General features: G+C 70.9%; 13 protein-coding genes. 12 read left to right on the top strand and 1 reads right to left on the bottom strand.

What is annotated here, in order from left to right; translation table 11 throughout:
* The first annotated feature begins 149 nt into the window (after nt 1–149).
* From AOK15_RS10860 to AOK15_RS10845, 4 genes are all read left to right on the top strand, one after another.
* Nucleotides 150–497, top strand: a complete 348-nt coding sequence (locus AOK15_RS10860) for an SCO3933 family regulatory protein (RefSeq protein WP_055515316.1) — start codon at nt 150–152, stop codon at nt 495–497.
* Complete coding sequence (locus AOK15_RS10855; protein ID WP_055515313.1) at nt 497–1,801, top strand: FtsK/SpoIIIE domain-containing protein; 1,305 nt, start codon at nt 497–499, stop codon at nt 1,799–1,801. The genes AOK15_RS10860 and AOK15_RS10855 overlap by 1 nt, the downstream gene beginning before the upstream one ends.
* Nucleotides 1,798–1,995, top strand: a complete 198-nt coding sequence (locus AOK15_RS10850) for a hypothetical protein (RefSeq protein WP_009331928.1) — start codon at nt 1,798–1,800, stop codon at nt 1,993–1,995. The genes AOK15_RS10855 and AOK15_RS10850 overlap by 4 nt, the downstream gene beginning before the upstream one ends.
* Before the next feature lie 292 nt (nt 1,996–2,287).
* A complete protein-coding gene (locus AOK15_RS10845; protein ID WP_055515311.1) occupies nt 2,288–3,661 on the top strand; it encodes a replication initiator in 1,374 nt (457 codons plus the stop codon).
* Between the two features lie 209 nt (nt 3,662–3,870).
* Here AOK15_RS10845 and AOK15_RS10840 read toward each other — a convergent pair whose 3' ends face one another.
* Entirely contained in the window at nt 3,871–5,484 is a 1,614-nt protein-coding gene (locus AOK15_RS10840) for a recombinase family protein (RefSeq protein ID WP_107099380.1), read from the bottom strand.
* A 526-nt stretch (nt 5,485–6,010) separates the two neighbouring features.
* Between AOK15_RS10840 and AOK15_RS44930 the strand changes: the two genes are divergently transcribed.
* From AOK15_RS44930 to obgE, 8 genes are all read left to right on the top strand, one after another.
* Nucleotides 6,011–6,157 (top strand): hypothetical protein, encoded by a 147-nt coding sequence (locus AOK15_RS44930; protein WP_157870205.1) that lies wholly within the window; start codon nt 6,011–6,013, stop codon nt 6,155–6,157.
* A gap of 99 nt (nt 6,158–6,256) precedes the next feature.
* Nucleotides 6,257–7,450, top strand: coding sequence for a hypothetical protein (locus AOK15_RS10835; protein WP_055515308.1), 1,194 nt, complete (start codon nt 6,257–6,259; stop codon nt 7,448–7,450).
* Between the two features lie 48 nt (nt 7,451–7,498).
* A complete protein-coding gene (locus AOK15_RS10830; RefSeq protein WP_055515306.1) occupies nt 7,499–8,296 on the top strand; it encodes a TIGR03936 family radical SAM-associated protein in 798 nt (265 codons plus the stop codon).
* A 246-nt stretch (nt 8,297–8,542) separates the two neighbouring features.
* On the top strand, nt 8,543–12,802 hold the full coding sequence (locus AOK15_RS10825) for an Rne/Rng family ribonuclease (protein ID WP_055515304.1): 4,260 nt from the start codon (nt 8,543–8,545) through the stop codon (nt 12,800–12,802).
* A gap of 302 nt (nt 12,803–13,104) precedes the next feature.
* Nucleotides 13,105–14,451 carry a phospholipase D-like domain-containing protein gene (locus AOK15_RS10820; RefSeq protein WP_055515301.1) on the top strand — a complete coding sequence of 449 codons (1,347 nt, stop codon included), beginning with the start codon at nt 13,105–13,107 and terminating at the stop codon, nt 14,449–14,451.
* A 203-nt stretch (nt 14,452–14,654) separates the two neighbouring features.
* Nucleotides 14,655–14,975 (top strand): 50S ribosomal protein L21, encoded by a 321-nt coding sequence (gene rplU, locus AOK15_RS10815; RefSeq protein ID WP_004931419.1) that lies wholly within the window; start codon nt 14,655–14,657, stop codon nt 14,973–14,975.
* A 14-nt stretch (nt 14,976–14,989) separates the two neighbouring features.
* On the top strand, nt 14,990–15,244 hold the full coding sequence (gene rpmA, locus AOK15_RS10810) for a 50S ribosomal protein L27 (RefSeq protein ID WP_055515300.1): 255 nt from the start codon (nt 14,990–14,992) through the stop codon (nt 15,242–15,244).
* A 140-nt stretch (nt 15,245–15,384) separates the two neighbouring features.
* Complete coding sequence (obgE, locus tag AOK15_RS10805) at nt 15,385–16,821, top strand: GTPase ObgE (RefSeq protein ID WP_055515298.1); 1,437 nt, start codon at nt 15,385–15,387, stop codon at nt 16,819–16,821.
* The last annotated feature ends 139 nt before the right edge of the window (nt 16,822–16,960 follow it).

The raw sequence follows: 16,960 nt of genomic DNA, 5'->3' as shown, positions 1-16,960 counted from the left end.
TGAGGTCATAGGCACGTCGCACGCTCGACGTCACTCGTCAGCATAAGTAGTTGCTCTCTTGCCGTACAGCACTCCATAGTCGTAACTCGTAAGGACAAGTGACGTCCGGATGAGACGGGCGTCCGAACTGGCCAAGGAGGCCGAACAACATGCAGTCCATTCCCGTGGACACGGCGCGACTGGGCGTACTGCGGTGCGCCATCGCGCCCGAGGCGAAGATCAGTAACTCCGAAACGCAGGAGGTCAAGAGGGACCGAGAGGGCAACCCCGTCTACACCGTGGCCGTCACCGTGCGGCAGGACAGGCGGCGGATCTCCGTGATCGAGATCGCCGTGAGCGGTGAGCCGAAGGGGATCGAGGAAGGGCAGATCGTCAAGGTCACCGGGCTGACGGCGTTCGCCTGGGCGATGGGCGACCGGCACGGGATCAGTTTCCGCGCCGACGCCGTCACGCCCGTGCACGCGGCTCCGGCACCGGCCAAGGGCGGTGGCGCGTGATGAGCGCTTCCATCGTGCTCGCCTTCGGGCTCGCCGTACTGGCGTGGGTGCTTGTCGTGGGTGACCTGGTGCGTCGGCACCGTCCCCTCTGGCACTGGTACCTGGCCGGCTATCCGGTGACCGCCTGCCGGGTGATGTTCACCTGGCGCAAGGTCGCCATGCTCAACGACCTCACCGTCTCCAAGCGTCCGCCGCGCGGGCTGCTCGGGGACGTGGTGGTCAAGGGTGATCCACTGCGGCCGATCGCTCCGAGGATCTCCTTCCCGCGTGCCACCCGCATGGGCCTGACCGTCCTTGTACGGCTGCACGCGGGTCAGACCCCGGCGACGTATCTGAAGACGGCGGACGCGCTCGTGCACGCCTGGCGGGTGCACGCGGTCCGGGTCACCTCGCCGGAACGCGGCCTCGTGCTCCTGGCAGCGACCGCATCCGATCCGCTGGCGCGGCCCGGCTTGGCAACCGCGCCCGCTGCCCTGCTGTCGGCCCTCATCGGTGCACTGGAAAGCGGTGGTGCCTGGGTGATGGACCTGCGGCTCGTCCCGCACTGGCTCATCACGGGCGCAACCCGGTCGGGCAAGTCCACCCTGCTGGCCCGGCTCATCGCTCAACTCGCACCGCAACCCGTCGCCCTGGTCGGCATCGACTGCAAGGGCGGTATGGAACTCGGCCTGTTCGCTGGACGGTTGAGCGCCCTCGCGACCTGCCGTCGCGAAGCGGTCGCCGTCCTCAGCACACTCGTCGTCGACATGCAGGACCGCATGGCAGCCTGCCGGTCGGCCGGCGTCCGCTCCATCTGGGAACTGCCCGACAAGCTCCGGCCCGTCCCGGTCGTGGTCATCGTCGACGAGATCGCAGAGCTGTACCTCTCGGACGGCACCCGCGAGAGCAAGGCGGAAGCCGAACAGTGCTCCACGCTCCTGTTACGCCTGGCTCAGCTCGGGGCCGCGCTCGGCCTGCATCTGGTCGTCGCCGGGCAACGCGTCGGCTCCGACCTCGGGCCCGGTGTCACTGCCCTGCGGGCGCAGCTCGGCGGCCGTATCTGCCACCGGGTCAACGACCCCGGCACGGCCGAGATGACCTTGGGCGACCTGAACAAGGACGCCGTGGCCGTCGCTCAGTCGATCACTGCGGAGGAACAGGGCGTGGCCGTCTGCACCGGCCCTGACGGCGGCTGGAGTCGCGCCCGCTCCCACCTCACGACGACCGAACAAGCCGTGTCGACCGCGCGGAAGCACGCGGAAATGGTCCCGGAACTGCCCACCCTCGGCCGCGCCCTGGCGGCGCTGGAAGGAGACGACAAGTGATCAGCGTAGGAACTGCGTTCACCTTCGCGGTGATCTTCGGGATCATCACGGTCCTCCTCGTCCGCTCCCGTGACGTCCGCGCCTGGGAAGCGGTCTGCGTCGGCCTCTTCGGCCTCTACCTCGGCCAGACGCCCGTGATCTACACCGTGCACGGCTTCGTCACCTGGCTGATCACCGGCTTCTCCCACACCTGACAGAACGGAGCGAGACATGCCCATGCCGCGCGTGAGGTGCCCCTTCTGCAAGGGCGACGGGGCCCGTAGGACCTGGACCGGCCGCCGACACCGCTGCCGCGTCTGCCGGGGGACCGGAACCATCCGCTGAACCCACCTACCCCACCCGCTCAACGGAGGTGATCCCCATGCCCAACCACGCACGACCATCCCTCACCCGTGCCGCTTCGGCGGCCCACCCCGAAAGGGCCCCACCATCACCCCGGCAGACACCCCGGCTGATAGGCGCGCCGTCCTCGACCGCGCGGCGCGCCTGCGTCAGCTCCCCGAAACAGACCGCGACGCAATCCGCCTCGCCCAAGATCCCCAGTTCGCCCGCTGGCTCGACCAGATCACCGCAACCGGTGGCTGCGCCCACCCTGTCCACCTCTCTGGCTCAACCACCACCCTGGACGGCACGACCGGCGAGATCCTGCACCACTACGACACTCGCAACGAACCCGGCGAACGCCTCCTCGTCCGCTGCCGCAACAGACGCGCAACCGTCTGCGCCCCGTGCTCCCGACTCCACGCAGGCGACACCTTCCACCTCGTCCGCGCGGGTCTTACCGGCGGCAAGAACGTCCCGGCCACAGTCCGCCACCGCCCCCGGCTCTTCATCACCCTCACCGCTCCCTCCTTCGGCCCGGTCCACCGCGCGGGAGACGACCGATGCCGCCCCCGCCGCGACCGCGGCACCTGCGAACACGGGCGTCCCTCGGGCTGTGCTGCCGTCCACGCCCCGGACTCTCCTGCCGTCGGTCAACCGCTCTGCACCGACTGCTACGACTACGCAGCCCATGTCCTGTGGCACGCGCACGCGGGCAAATTGTGGGATCGCTTCGTCATCGGCGTGCGGCGACACCTCGCCACCTCGGCGGGCCTCGTACAGTCCCGCTTTGCCGACCACGCCCGGCTGTCCTTCGCCCGCGTCGCCGAGTACCAGAGGCGGGCGGCCGTCCACGTGCACGCCGTCGTCCGCCTCGACGGCCCCGCCGGACCCAGCGACGAACCTCCGGGCTGGGGCACCGCCGACCACATCGCCGACGCTGTACGGGCCTCCGCGAAGAGGGTCCTCGTGCGCACTCCCTACAGTCCCGCCGTCGGCGAACTCGCTCTCCGCTGGGGCACCCAGATCGACGTACGTCCCCTGCACGCCGATGGCGACGCGCCCGCAGACGATGCTGTAGCCGCGTATGTCGCCAAGTACGTCACCAAAGGAGCGAGCGAGACGGGCGCCGGCACCGACCACAAGCTCTCCACCTGCGACGACATCGACATGGCACCCGTGAGCAGCCACATCCGCACCCTCATGCGTACGTGCTGGCACCTCGGCGGCCTCCCCGAGTACGCACCCCTGCACCTACGCGCCTGGGCCCACACCGTCGGCTACCGCGGCCACATCCTCACCAAGTCCCGTGCCTACTCGACGACGTACGCCGCGCTGCGCGCCGAACGCGCCCACCACGTCGGCAATGCCGAAGTCCCCGGCACAGTCACGGATGACCAGTGGCGCTACATCGGCTCCGGTCATACGCCCGGCGCCGCGCTCATCGCTGCCGGGGTCGCCGACGACCTTGCGACGTCCAGGCGGCTCGGCGCGGAGATGCTGAAAGAGGGGAGTGGGTTCGATAACTGCTCCGCCTGAACGTGAACTGCAAGAGCCTTGGTGGTCGCGGCTATCGCGGTCGGGCGTCCGCAGGGGCGCGAGCCACATCGAGAGCGAGATCGTGATCGTCGACGACGATGGTACGGAGGAACCGTTTGACTCCGCATCCTGGTCTGCGTGAGACGAGAAGCCGCCGCCTCCCATTGACTCTCGGGAGGCGGCTCCGTATGCGTACTGGCTGGGCGGCTTCAGAAGGCTTCCGCGAAGTCGTCTTCCTTGAGCACCAGGCGGTCTCTCACATCCTTCGGGATCATGAGCTTCATGTGGATGCGCGGGGCGCGTACGCCCTTGACCTTGGTCCGCTTGATTCTGCACTTCACACCGACGCGAAGAAGGTCGGCAGCCATGGCCTCCATGCCGCCTTCCTCCCAGTGGGCCCGGAACGACTTGCCGTTGTGGACGGCAACCCATCGGTCTGTGGTGGACTCGGGGTCAATGGCCTCCAACTTCTTGATGAGGTCGTCGAGAGTCTTCTCGGCCCTCTCCTTGGTGAACCTGGTCTTCGTGAAGCGTCCTCCGGGCTCCAGGCCAGCCATGTAATAGCTGATGGACTCTTCGAGCTGCTTCAGTTCCCTGCGGGCCTCGGCGCCCTGGTGGTACTCGCGAACCATGACCGGCTCGTCTCCGAGGACCCTCAGCACGTCGTCGACGAGCTGACCGTAGATCTCCTCCGGGTTGGGCGCGCCCTGGCCTCCGCTTCGGCACTTGCCGCACCGCAGATACTCGTACGACCTGCCCTTGTTGCTGGTCTTCTGCACGGTCATGTTGGTGCCGCAGTCCTCGCAGAGCAGGACTCCGAGGAACTTCGTCGCTCCATCGGGGTTGCGCGTCGGCTGGTTCTTCCCGCGCCTGTCCAAGGCCTTTTGCAGGCTCTCGAACTCTGCCTCGGTGAACACGGGGTCTGCTACGCGGATGGGCTTCCCGTCGTTGCCCAGGATGACCTTGGACCGGCGTACGCCTCCGCTCTTGTTCTCCTCCACGCGGTATCCCAGGAGGGCGGCGTTCCTGAGGCGGCGCAGCAAGGTCGACGCTGTGAGCCCCGGCCCGCAGAGGCCTGCTCGCACGAGGACCTTGACCATGCGCCGGGCGGAAGCGGGGCGCTCTCGCATCGTGGCCTCGCGGCACCAGTGCAGTGCCCTGTAAGCGTCGCGGTCGATGACGAGAACGGTCTTGTCGTCCTTGTTCTTGCTCGTCGTGTAGCCGTACGCCGGCTTGCCCACAAGCCATTCGCTCTGCGTCTTCGTGTAGTCCCAGAGGCTCGTGACACGCGTGCTCGTGTTGGTCGCCTCGATCTCGGCGATGCCGCCGATGACCGTGACCATGATCTTTCCGGCCGTCGTGGTCAGGTCGATCGAGTCGTGCTTGGAGACGAGATTCTTCCCGTACTTCAGGCACCAGTCGATCATGACGCTGAGATCGGAGAGCCGTCGTACGAAGCGGTCAAGCTTCCAGAAGAGGATCTCGTCGAACTCCGGTGCCCGGTTGTTGAGCCATTCCCCGAGGGACTTGCGCTTCCACGGTGGGACCTTCGTCGCCGACACGTTCAGGTCGCTGGCGACGCCGACCACTCGACACCCGCGCTCCCTGGCCAGCATGCGCAGATCGAGTTCCTGCCGCACTGGCGACGTCGTGTCCTCGGTGAGCACGGACAGGCGAACGGAGAGGAGTGCGCGCGGGGCGTCGTCGGGTAACAGCGCCTCCGCGTGCTTCAGCTCCTCTAGAAGGGCAAGGTCAGTCTCCGTCCACTCCGTCTCCACGTCGTACTGCCGCTGTCCTGCTGCGCGTGCCGCCTGCTTCACCATGCAGCCAGGCTAGCTCAGATTTGGTCCTGTTGGTTTATGGCCGCAGATGGACACCCACATCCAGATCGGCCCCACCGGCAAGAAGCTGCTGCCGCTGACCGTGAAGAAGTCCGTCCCGGCCGGGTGAGCGAGCCCGGTCGACGTCGCGCGCGAGGCCCCGCCCGGATCTGGCGGGGGCAGAGAGCCTCATGGGAGTCCGGCGGATCCGTGGGCGCAGCGAGGCCGAACGCTCCCGTTTGTCGACAATGAAGTCACCGGGTGCGAGACCGGAGCGCCGACAGACCCTCTGCTCTGCATGAGCGTCAAGGCGAGGCACAGGTGATCGAACGGTGCCTGGGCTCCGTACGCCATCCAGCAGGCTCGTGGCAGAGCCGACTACCTGTTCACCCTCGACGGCGACCACGTGATGCGCCAGGACGCCCCCGCCCCGGCTGACGGCGGGGGCGTACATGCTGAGCTACGACACCGCCACGCAGCACCGCTTCAAGCATCTGATGCGGGGGACCGGCTGCCGACGATGCGGGACATGCCCGAACTCATCCGCCACCAGGTCGAGTTCAACCGGCAGTTCTCCGCGCAACACGCCGTCGCGCTGCCCCGGCTCGCCATCGCGACACGCCGCCCGAAGTCCAAGGCCGGCAAGGTCGCGAGGTCTTCGGGGCGGAAACGCTGAGCAACTCCCACCGACGTGGGCGGCCGACCGTCCCGGCCGGTGGGGAAGTCGAGGGGGCGGGACTGCATCCGGACAGGTCGCCGACGCGTCTACGTCGTCATGGACCTGGAGAAACGGCCCGCACCGCAGCCCGCCGAGCCGGCGCGCCGGACGCCCACGCGGCCGACGCCCGCACCACAGGCGCCCGAGGGGTGCCTCACCGCGGCGATCCGGATTCCCGTACGGATCGTGGTGCTCGTGCTGGTCCTTCCGGTGCGGATGGCGTGGGACGCGCTCGTCGTCGCGGGCAGGTTTCTCCACGACACCGTGCTTCGGCCGACGGGGCGGGCCCTGCTGTGGCTCGCCAAGGCCGTGCTGGTGTGGCCGTGGGTGGCGCTGTGGCGCTATGTGGTCGTGCCGGTGGCCCACGGGCTCGGTCGGCTCGGGTACTGGCTGCTCGTCCTCCCCCTGGTCTGGCTCCATCGGTACGTCCTGTCCCCGATCGGCCGCGCCGTCGCGTGGGCGGCGGCCGGTGTCTGGACCGGGGTGGTGTGGGCCGCCACCGGCGTGTGGGCCGGGCTCGTGTGGCTGTACGGGTGGACGCTGGTGCCGCTGGGGCGGGGCCTCGCCTGGCTTGCCAGGGGGCTCTGGCGCGGGGTCGCCGCCGTCGGGCTCGGGGTGTTCGCGGTCGTGGCCTGGCTGGTGCGGTACCTCGTCGTCGTACCGGCCGGGTGGCTGTACCGGTGGGTGCTGACGCCCGTGGGCCACGCCCTCGCGTGGACCGCCGGGGGAGTCCTGTGGCTCATCCGGATGATCTTCACCGGGCTCGGGCTCGGTCTCCACTGGACCCTGCGCGTCCTGCTCGTGCTGCCCGTCCTCGTGCTGTGGCGGTGGGTGCTCACCCCGGTCGGGCGCGCCCTCGCCGTCGTCGGACGCGAGGTCCTGGACGCGCTCGGCCATGCCTGGCGGATCGCCGGACATCTCTCGCTCGCCGTCGGTCGGGCCCTGGCCACCCTGTTCCGCCGGCTCGTCGTCGAGCCGACGCGCTGGGTGTACCGGACTGTCCTGACCCCCGTCGGCCATGTCGTACGGGACGTGATCTGGAGGCCCGCCGCCGTGGCCGCCCGCGCAGTCGGCCGCACCGCCCGCCAGACCCTGGACACCGCCCGCGCATCCCTCCGGCAGGCCCGCGCCGGTGTGCGCCAGGCGCTCCTCGGGCGGCCGGCGGAACCGGTGCCGGTCGCCCGGCGGGAACCGCGAGCCGCCGAGGCACGTACTCTTGGTAGCAGTACGACCGCTCTCACGAAGGAATGAACGACACTGGGCAAGCGACAGCCCGAAGGCCCGCCGCCCGCACCCGCGGTGCAGCGCATCCGACTGCGCTACACCAAGCGCGGCCGCCTCCGGTTCACCAGCCACCGTGACTTCCAGCGCGCCTTCGAGCGTGCGCTGCGCCGCGCCGAGGTGCCCATGGCGTACTCGGCGGGGTTCACGCCGCATCCGAAGGTGTCGTACGCCAATGCCGCACCCACCGGCACGGGCAGCGAGGCGGAGTACCTGGAGATCGCGCTCACCGACGCGCGCGACCCGGAGAAGCTCCGGATCCTCCTCGACGAGTCGCTGCCCACCGGGCTCGACATCGTCGACGCGGTCGAGGCCCGCATTTCCGGCCTCGCCGACCGGCTCACGGCCTCCGTCTGGGAGCTGCGGCTGGACGGCGTGGACCCGGCGGACGCCGCCCGCGCGGTAGCGGCCTTCAACGCGGCCGACGCCGTCGAGGTCCAGCGCATGACCAAGAACGGCGTACGGACGTTCGACGCCCGCGCCGCCGTGGTCGAACTCGACCGGGTCGACGGCGCCGAGACGCCGAGTCCCGAGGCTGATAGGCCGACCGACCAGCCCTGTGCGATACTGCGGCTGGTTGTTCGGCACGTGACGCCTGCCGTACGACCCGACGACGTCCTGTCCGGTCTCCGCGCCGTGGCCGACCTGGCGCCGCCGGTCCCCGCAGCGGTGACCAGGCTGGCGCAGGGGCTGTTCGATGAAGAGACCGGCACGGTGACCGACCCGCTCGCGCCCGACCGCGAGGCAGCGGCGGCCCTCACAACGGCCGCCCCCACTGCCGCCGCGAAGGCGTCGGAGCCGGTCGGCCCCGCGTAGGGACGGACGTCGTAGCGCCGCCCTCGTATCCGGGAGCCACCTGGGTCGGGCAGCGCACCGACCACAAGACTTTCGCCAGGCCGTACGCAACACGGCGTACGGAACCGGCGAGACAGGACACAGAGAGCTCCCGAGCGGCGCCCGCGCCCCGGACGGCGGCAGACGCGTACCACGCGAGCCGCGGACGTCACCGGCCACGCCGGACCCGGGTGCGGCGCCCGGGAGCCTGACGGGAGAAACGCCCGCATGCCCGAAGAGATCGAGAACACGGAGTCCGCGCAGGGCTCCGACCGCAACACGCCCAGCGACACCCTGCCGCCGCGCCGGCGCCGCCGTGCCGCGTCACGCCCGGCGGGACCGCCGTCCGCGGCGAACGAGGCGTCCGCCGAGACCGTCGAGCCGACCGTGTCGGTGGCGGAGGCCGCGGACCTCGCGAGCATCGAGCCCGGTGAGGCCGCTGTGACGGAAGAGAACGTCGTGGCCGCCGAGAGCGATGTGGCTGCTGTGACCGATGAGGCGGAGGAGGCCGAGGAGGCTACCGAGGTCGAGGTCACCATTGACGGGGAGGCCGACAAGGCCGCCGAGGCCGCGCCCGCCGGGCGCACGCGCCGTCGTGCCACCCGCCGCGCCTCCGCGCCCGCCGGCGCCCCCACGGGTGCCGAGGCCGCCGAGACCGTCGTTCCGGCCGCCGCCGAGGAGAGCGCCGCCGCCGTCACCGAGGCGCCCGCTGCCGCCGAGGTGTTCGCCCCCGAGGAGGCCGCGCCCGCCGCTCGTCCGCGTCGCCGCGCCACCCGCCGTGCGACGGCCCCCGTCGGCGCGCCCCAGGCCGCCGAGACCGTGGTCGGCGCCGAGAGCACCGGCTCAGCCGCGCCCGGGACCGCCGCCGACGCCTCCGCCGGGGCAGCCGACGGCAGGACCGCCGAGCCCGCCGCCGAGGCCGCAGAGGTCGCCGAGGCCGCGCCCGCCGGGCGTACGCGCCGTCGCGCCACGCGCCGCGCCTCCGCGCCCGCCGGTGAGCCGAAGGCGGCCGAGGCCGTGACGGCACCCGCCGAGACCCCGCAGGCCCCGGAGACCGCGGCCTCCGTGGAGGCCACGCCTGCCGCCGTCGCGGACCAGGCCGCCGCCGAGCCCGCTCAGGACGCCGCGCCCGTCGAGGCGGCCGAGGAGGCCGCGCCGCGTCGGACGCGCCGTCGTGCCACGCGCCGGGTGACCGCCCCCACGGGCGCCCCCGAGAGCGAGACCTCCACCGGCACCCCGTCGGCCGAGGCCACTGCCGAGACCCCGACCGCCGCCACCGGTCAGGCCGCCGCCGAGCCCGTGCCCGCCCAGGAGCCCGCCGCCCCGGCCGCGAAGGCGTCCGCCGAGGGCGAGGACGGCGGGACGCGCCGCGCCCGGCGTCGGGTCGCCCGGAAGGCGGCCGTCGGGTTCTCCGAGCCGACCGCGTCCGCGTCCGACGACGCGCCCGCACGCCCCGCCCGGCCCGCCGTGGCCGTGTTCCAGGCCCCGGTGTTCACCGAGCCGATGTTCCAGACGCCGGAGCGGGCCGCCGCACAGGCCGCCGCCGAGGCCGAGGCGGAGGTCGCCGAGAGCGACGACACCACCGAGCCCGGCGGGCAGGCCGCGGAGGAGACCACCGGCGGGTCGCGTCGTCGGCGCCGCCGCCGCGGCGAGCCCGCCGAGGCGGAGCCCGTGACGGCCGACGAGACCCCCGAGCCCGCCGAAGCCGACGACGCCGAGGAGCCGGACGAGTCCGAGGAGCCCGAGGGGGCGTCCGAGGACGGTGCCGACGACGAGTTCGGCGAGGAGGAGGCCACCGGGTCGCGGCGTCGCCGCCGCCGTGGCGGCCGTCGCCGTCGCCGTGGCGAGTCCGCCGAGGGCGAGGGCGACGAGCTCGGCGCCGAGCAGGCCGCGCAGGACGCCGAGGACACCGCCGAGCAGGTCGACGAGGACGCCGAGGACGACGGCGACTCCGACGAGCGCGACGAGGCCTCCGGCTCCAGCAGCAGCCGGCGTCGCCGCCGCCGCCGCCGTCGCGCCGGGGACTCCTCCGGCGAGGCCGACGCCGTGACGGACGACCCCGAGCGCACCGTCGTCAAGGTCCGCGAGCCGCGCGAGCGCCGCGCCAAGGAGACCGAGCCGTCGGACGAGGTGCAGTCCATCAAGGGCTCGACCCGTCTGGAGGCGAAGAAGCAGCGCCGCCGGGAAGGCCGTGAGCAGGGGCGCCGTCGTGTCCCGATCATCACCGAGGCCGAGTTCCTCGCCCGCCGCGAGGCCGTCGAGCGCGTCATGGTCGTCCGCCAGAGCGGCGAGCGCACCCAGATCGGCGTCCTCGAGGACAACGTGCTCGTCGAGCACTACGTCAACAAGGAGCAGGCCACCTCGTACGTCGGCAATGTGTACCTCGGCAAGGTGCAGAACGTGCTGCCGTCGATGGAGGCCGCCTTCATCGACATCGGCAAGGGCCGCAACGCCGTCCTGTACGCCGGTGAGGTCAACTTCGAGGCACTCGGCATGGCCAACGGGCCGCGCCGTATCGAGAGTGCGCTGAAGTCCGGTCAGTCGGTCCTCGTCCAGGTCACCAAGGACCCGATCGGACACAAGGGCGCCCGCCTGACCAGCCAGGTCTCGCTGCCCGGCCGTTACCTGGTGTACGTCCCCGAGGGGTCGATGACCGGCATCAGCCGCAAGCTGCCCGACACCGAGCGGGCCCGGCTGAAGACCATCCTCAAGAAGATCGTCCCCGAGGACGCGGGCGTCATCGTGCGCACCGCCGCCGAGGGCGCGAGCGAGGACGAGCTGCGCCGCGACGTCGAGCGGCTCCAGGCGCAGTGGGAGGACATCCAGAAGAAGGCGAAGAGCGGCAACGCCCCGACGCTGCTGTACGGCGAGCCGGACATGACCGTCCGCGTCGTGCGCGACATCTTCAACGAGGACTTCTCCAAGGTCATCGTCAGCGGCGAGGACGCCTGGGAGACCATCCACGGATACGTCTCCCACGTCGCGCCCGACCTCGCGGACCGGCTGCAGAAGTGGACCTCCGAGGTCGACGTCTTCGCGACGTACCGCATCGACGAGCAGCTGATGAAGGCGCTGGACCGCAAGGTGTGGCTGCCCAGCGGTGGTTCGCTGGTGATCGACAAGACCGAGGCCATGATCGTGGTCGACGTCAACACCGGCAAGTTCACCGGCCAGGGCGGCAACCTGGAGGAGACGGTCACCAGGAACAACCTGGAGGCGGCCGAGGAGATCGTGCGTCAGCTGCGGCTGCGCGACCTCGGCGGCATCGTCGTCATCGACTTCATCGACATGGTGCTGGAGTCCAACCGGGACCTCGTGCTGCGGCGCCTGCTGGAGTGCCTGGGCCGCGACCGCACCAAGCACCAGGTCGCCGAGGTCACCTCGCTGGGCCTGGTGCAGATGACCCGCAAGCGGGTCGGGCAGGGTCTGCTGGAGTCCTTCTCCGAGACCTGCGTCCACTGCAACGGGCGTGGCGTGATCGTGCACATGGACCAGCCGACGGCCGCCGGTGGCGGTGGCAAGCGCCGCAAGCGCGGGCGTGGCGGCGCGGAGCACGACCACGAGCACGTGGCCGCGCCCGAGACCGTCGAGCCGGAGGCCGCCGAGACGGAGGAGCCGGCCGAGGTCGCGGAGGTGGCCGCCGAGGTCGCCGAGCCCGTGGCGCTGCCCTCGCCCGAGTTCGAGCCGGACGAGGAGCTGTACAGCAGCGTCGCCGAGGCGGAGGCCGCGGTCACGCGCGGTCGTTCGCGGCGCCGGGTGACCCGTCGGGCCTCCGCGCCCTCGGGTGCGCCGAAGCGCCGGGAGACCGTCGCGGACGCCCCGTCCGAGGACACCGAGGAGCGGGCTCCCAAGTCGCGTGAGGCCGCCGAGGCCGAGCCGGTCGCGGTGGAGGACCCGGTCGTCGAGACGCCGGCCGCGGTGAGCACCGAGGAGGCCGCGCCCAAGGGCCGTACGCGTCGCAGGGCGACCCGGAAGGTGTCCGCGCCCGCGGGTGCCCCCGCCGGGACGGCCGCGGACGACGCCGTGGTGACGGTGGCCGAGTCCGTCGCGGAGCCGGTCGTCGAGGCCGTGGCCGAGCCGGTCGTGGAAGCGGCGGCGGAGCAGCCCGAGGCGGTCGTCGCCGAGAGCGCGGCTCCGGCCCGCCCGAGGCGGCGTGCCGTGCGCAAGGCGACGGCGCCCACCGCGTCGGAGGAGACCGCCGTCGTGGTCGTGCCCTCCGCCGCGGAGGAGACGGCGCAGGCTCCGGCCGAGGACGCCGCCGCGGTCGCGGAGGAGTCCGAGGCGCCCGCCAAGAAGGCGGCGGCGCGGAAGACGGCCAAGAAGGCGACGGCGAAGAAGGCCGCCACGAAGAAGACGGCGGCCAAGAAGACGGTCGCCAAGAAGGTCACCGCCAAGAAGGCGGCGACGAAGAAGTCGGCCTCGAAGAAGACCACGGTCGCCGCCGAGCAGGCGTCGAACACGGTCACCGCTTCGACCGACGAGAGCTGAGCCCCGTGGGGCGGGCCACGGCCCGCCCCGCACCGAGGCCCCCGTCCGGCGGATCAACTGCCGGGCGGGGGCCTTCGCGTTGCCCGGACAGGGCGAGAAAGCTCACACAACGCGACGACGTTTGGGGCGGTTTGGGCGGCACTTTTGACGCGTAAGCACCCCCTGCCTCTTGGATCACCCGCAGACGCCTGCAAAACTCACGTAGTCGTACGAGCAAGAGCGTTGAAGCACTACCTCGACGCACGGTCCGCCTGCGGGGGCGAGCACCCGGGGCCGTGAGCGGGGAACGGGGAGGGGATCGCATGGCGCGTACGCGCCTGACGAGCACGAGGCGGCACCGCCCTGGGGGGCCGGCCGGGGCCGCGCGGAAGGCGCTGGCGCTGGCCACCGTCCTGTCGGCGGCCGGGGTGCAGACGGCGGTCTCCGCCGGGACCGCGCAGGCCGCCCCCACCTGGACCGAAGGGCCCGTGTTCAACGACCCGTTGGGCGAGGAGAGCGAGCAACTCGCGATACGCACGCGCCTGATCGACCTGACGGCGGCCGCACTGCCCGGCTCCACCATCAAGGTCGCCGTCTACCACGTGTGGGAGGCTCCCGTCGTCGACGCGCTCGTCGCCGCAGAGAACCGGGGTGTCAACGTCCAGGTCCTGCTGGACGAGTCGAGCGTCAGTGATCGCCCCGCCAACACCGCGTACGGCAGCCTTGTCGCCGCGCTCGGCACCGACCGTACGAAGGGCTCGTACATAGCGACCTGCCCCGTCGACAAGTCCTGCCTCGGCGACCCGAAGTACGGGCAGTCGATCATGCACAACAAGTTCTGGCTGTTCTCGGCGGTCGAGGGCGCCACCAACGTCGTCGTGCAGACGACCTCGAACTCGACGCCCTCCGCGCACACCAAGTTCTTCAACGACGCGCTGCTGCTGCCGAACAACCCGACGATGTACGACGCGTACGCGGACTACTTCGACACGATGGTGGGCCGGGACTGGGCGGGCTGGGAGTACCGGACCGTCAGCAACGGCCTGTACAAGGCGTACTTCTTCCCCAGGGCGGGGAGCACGCGGGCCACCGACAGCGTGTACTCGGTGCTCAACAACGTGCAGTGCTCCTACAAGGACAGCGGCGGGGTCACCCGGAAGACCTGGGTGCGGGTGGCGATCTTCAAGATCACGCGGATGGCGATCGCGGAGAAGCTGGTCGCGCTGAAGAAGGCCGGCTGCGACGTGAGCATCGTGTACGCGGAGTCGGACAGCGCCAAGAGCTCGGGCGGCACGCCGGGCACCTGGGAGAAGATGCACACCTCCGGCGGGCCGACCGTGCGCTGCTACAACGACGACCGGGACCCGTTGAACCCGGGGCAGAAGCTGACCACGCCCTACATCATCCACTCCAAGTACATCCTGGTGGACGGCATGTACGACGGGGTGCGCAACAAGATCAGCTTCACGGGGTCCGGGAACTACACCGGTCCCGCGCTGCGTGAGAACGACGAGTCGATCGTCAAGGTCGACGACGACGCCGTGCACGACATGTACAAGGCCCACTTCAACCAGGTGATCAAGGTCGCCTACCCGGGCAAGTCCGACACCACGGACCTCTGCAAGGGAGTGAAGCCGCTGCCGGCGGACGGCGAGAAGCCGACCCGGTGAGACTCACGGGCGTGGGGCGGGGCTCGGTTTGACCCGTTAGAGCGTCGCCCCGTAACCTTGGCCGTCGGCGTGTCCGTAAGTAGATGCGTCACATCCCCGTAAACCTCATCCTTCCGGGCGCCGGGCGCCTCGGGAGAGGCCGCACGCATGTCGGGTGGCTGGACTGCGGGGGTGCCGTTCCCGAGCGAGAGAGTGAGATCCGCGTGTACGCCATCGTGCGCAGCGGTGGTCGCCAGCACAAGGTTGCTGTCGGCGACATCGTTGAGGTTGACAAGATTTCCACCGCCAAGGTTGGCGACACGGTCGAGCTCTCGACCCTGCTCGTTGTCGACGGCGACGCTGTGACCAGCGACCCGTGGGTGCTGGCCGGCATCAAGGTCCAGGCCGAGGTCGTGGACCACCACAAGGGGCAGAAGATCGACATTCTGCGCTACAAGAACAAGACCGGCTACCGCCGTCGTCAGGGCCACCGCCAGCAGTACACGGCGATCAAGGTCACTGAGATCCCCGCGGCTGCGAAGTAAGGGACTGAGGAGACATGGCACACAAGAAGGGCGCATCGTCCACCCGGAACGGTCGCGACTCGAATGCCCAGCGGCTCGGCGTGAAGCGCTTCGGCGGTCAGGTCGTGAGCGCGGGTGAGATCCTGGTCCGCCAGCGTGGCACTCACTTCCACCCCGGCGCGGGCGTCGGCCGTGGTGGCGACGACACGCTGTTCGCGCTGAACGCCGGTGCGGTGCAGTTCGGCACCAGCCGTGGCCGCAAGGTCGTGAACATCGTTCCGGTTGCCTGAGTCTTCCGACCAGGGCTTCCGTAGAGCGATTTCGTCGAGGCGGACCTCACTTCCCGTACGGGAAGCGGGTCCGCCTTTGACGTGTTACAGCTAAGACAATTCCGTACACCACGCATTGCGCGTAACTGGAGGCACCCACCATGACCACCTTCGTGGACCGCGTCGAGCTGCATGTCGCCGCGGGTAACGGAGGCCACGGCTGTGCCTCCGTCCACCGTGAGAAGTTCAAGCCGCTGGGCGGCCCCGACGGGGGCAACGGCGGTCGCGGCGGCGATGTGATCCTGACCGTGGACCAGTCCGTCACCACGCTGCTCGAGTACCACCACTCCCCGCACCGCAAGGCCACCAACGGCAAGCCGGGCGAGGGCGGCAATCGCTCCGGCAAGGACGGCCAGGACCTCGTCCTGTCCGTACCGGACGGCACGGTGGTCCTCGACAAGCAGGGGAACGTCCTCGCCGACCTCGTCGGCCACGGCACCTCCTTCGTCGCCGCGCAGGGCGGCCGGGGCGGCCTCGGCAACGCGGCCCTCGCCTCCGCCCGCCGCAAGGCGCCCGGCTTCGCGCTGCTCGGCGAGCCGGGGGACCTGGGGGACATCGTCCTGGAGCTGAAGACCGTCGCCGATGTGGCGCTGGTCGGTTACCCGAGCGCGGGCAAGTCCTCGCTGATCTCGGTGCTGAGCGCCGCCAAGCCGAAGATCGCGGACTATCCGTTCACGACCCTCGTCCCCAACCTCGGCGTGGTGACGGCCGGCTCGACTGTCTACACGATCGCCGACGTGCCGGGCCTGATCCCCGGCGCCAGCCAGGGCAAGGGCCTCGGTCTGGAGTTCCTCCGGCACGTGGAGCGTTGCAGCGTCCTCGTGCATGTCCTGGACACGGCGACGCTGGAGTCCGACCGCGATCCCGTCTCCGACCTCGACATCATCGAGGAGGAGCTGAAGGAGTACGGCGGCCTCGACAACCGGCCGCGCATCGTCGTCCTCAACAAGATCGACGTGCCCGACGGCAAGGATCTCGCCGAGATGGTGCGGCCGGACCTGGAGGCCCGTGGTTACCGGGTCTTCGAGGTGTCCGCGGTCGCCCACATCGGTCTGAAGGAGCTCTCCTTCGCCCTCGCGGACCTCGTCGGCACGGCGCGGGCCGCCAAGCCGAAGGAGGAGGCGACCCGGATCGTCATCCGCCCGAAGGCGGTCGACGACGCGGGCTTCACCGTCACGCGCGAGGAGGACGGCCTCTTCCGGGTGCGCGGCGAGAAGCCGGAGCGCTGGGTGCGGCAGACCGACTTCAACAACGACGAGGCGGTGGGCTACCTCGCCGACCGTCTGAACCGGCTCGGCGTCGAGGACGAGCTGATGAAGGCGGGCGCCCGCTCCGGCGACGGCGTCGCCATCGGCCCCGAGGACAACGCGGTCGTCTTCGACTGGGAGCCGACCGTCATGGCCGGCGCGGAGATGCTCGGCCGCCGGGGCGAGGACCACCGCTTGGACGAGGCCCGCCCCGCCGTTCAGCGCCGCCGCGACCGCCAGGCCGAACGCGACGAACTCGACCAGGCGTACGACGACTTCGAGCCCTTCTAAAGGGGCAGGTGCGACGCCGGGCCGCGGGTCCTGTGCCTTGAGGGCGCCCGGCACCGCCGACCAGGCGCAGCCACCCCGCACTGGCAGGACACGTTCGCGGGAGCGCGGTGAACGAGGTCGCTGCGGCGGGGTGGCGGCG

The sequence above is a fragment of the Streptomyces ossamyceticus genome (assembly GCF_001418475.1).
GTDB classification, from domain to species: domain Bacteria; phylum Actinomycetota; class Actinomycetes; order Streptomycetales; family Streptomycetaceae; genus Streptomyces; species Streptomyces ossamyceticus.
The sequence above is the reverse complement of the archived record's forward strand: the minus strand, read 5'-3'. Positions and strand labels throughout refer to the sequence as shown.

Coding starts and splice junctions, on each gene's coding strand:
- AOK15_RS10860 (WP_055515316.1), top strand. CDS start 150: ATGCAGTCCATTCCCGTGGACACGGCGCGACTGGGCGTACTGCGGTGC.
- AOK15_RS10855 (WP_055515313.1), top strand. CDS start 497: ATGAGCGCTTCCATCGTGCTCGCCTTCGGGCTCGCCGTACTGGCGTGG.
- AOK15_RS10840 (WP_107099380.1), bottom strand. CDS start 5,484: ATGGTGAAGCAGGCGGCACGCGCAGCAGGACAGCGGCAGTACGACGTG.
- AOK15_RS44930 (WP_157870205.1), top strand. CDS start 6,011: ATGCCCGAACTCATCCGCCACCAGGTCGAGTTCAACCGGCAGTTCTCC.
- AOK15_RS10835 (WP_055515308.1), top strand. CDS start 6,257: ATGGACCTGGAGAAACGGCCCGCACCGCAGCCCGCCGAGCCGGCGCGC.
- AOK15_RS10825 (WP_055515304.1), top strand. CDS start 8,543: ATGCCCGAAGAGATCGAGAACACGGAGTCCGCGCAGGGCTCCGACCGC.
- AOK15_RS10820 (WP_055515301.1), top strand. CDS start 13,105: ATGGCGCGTACGCGCCTGACGAGCACGAGGCGGCACCGCCCTGGGGGG.
- rpmA (WP_055515300.1), top strand. CDS start 14,990: ATGGCACACAAGAAGGGCGCATCGTCCACCCGGAACGGTCGCGACTCG.
- obgE (WP_055515298.1), top strand. CDS start 15,385: ATGACCACCTTCGTGGACCGCGTCGAGCTGCATGTCGCCGCGGGTAAC.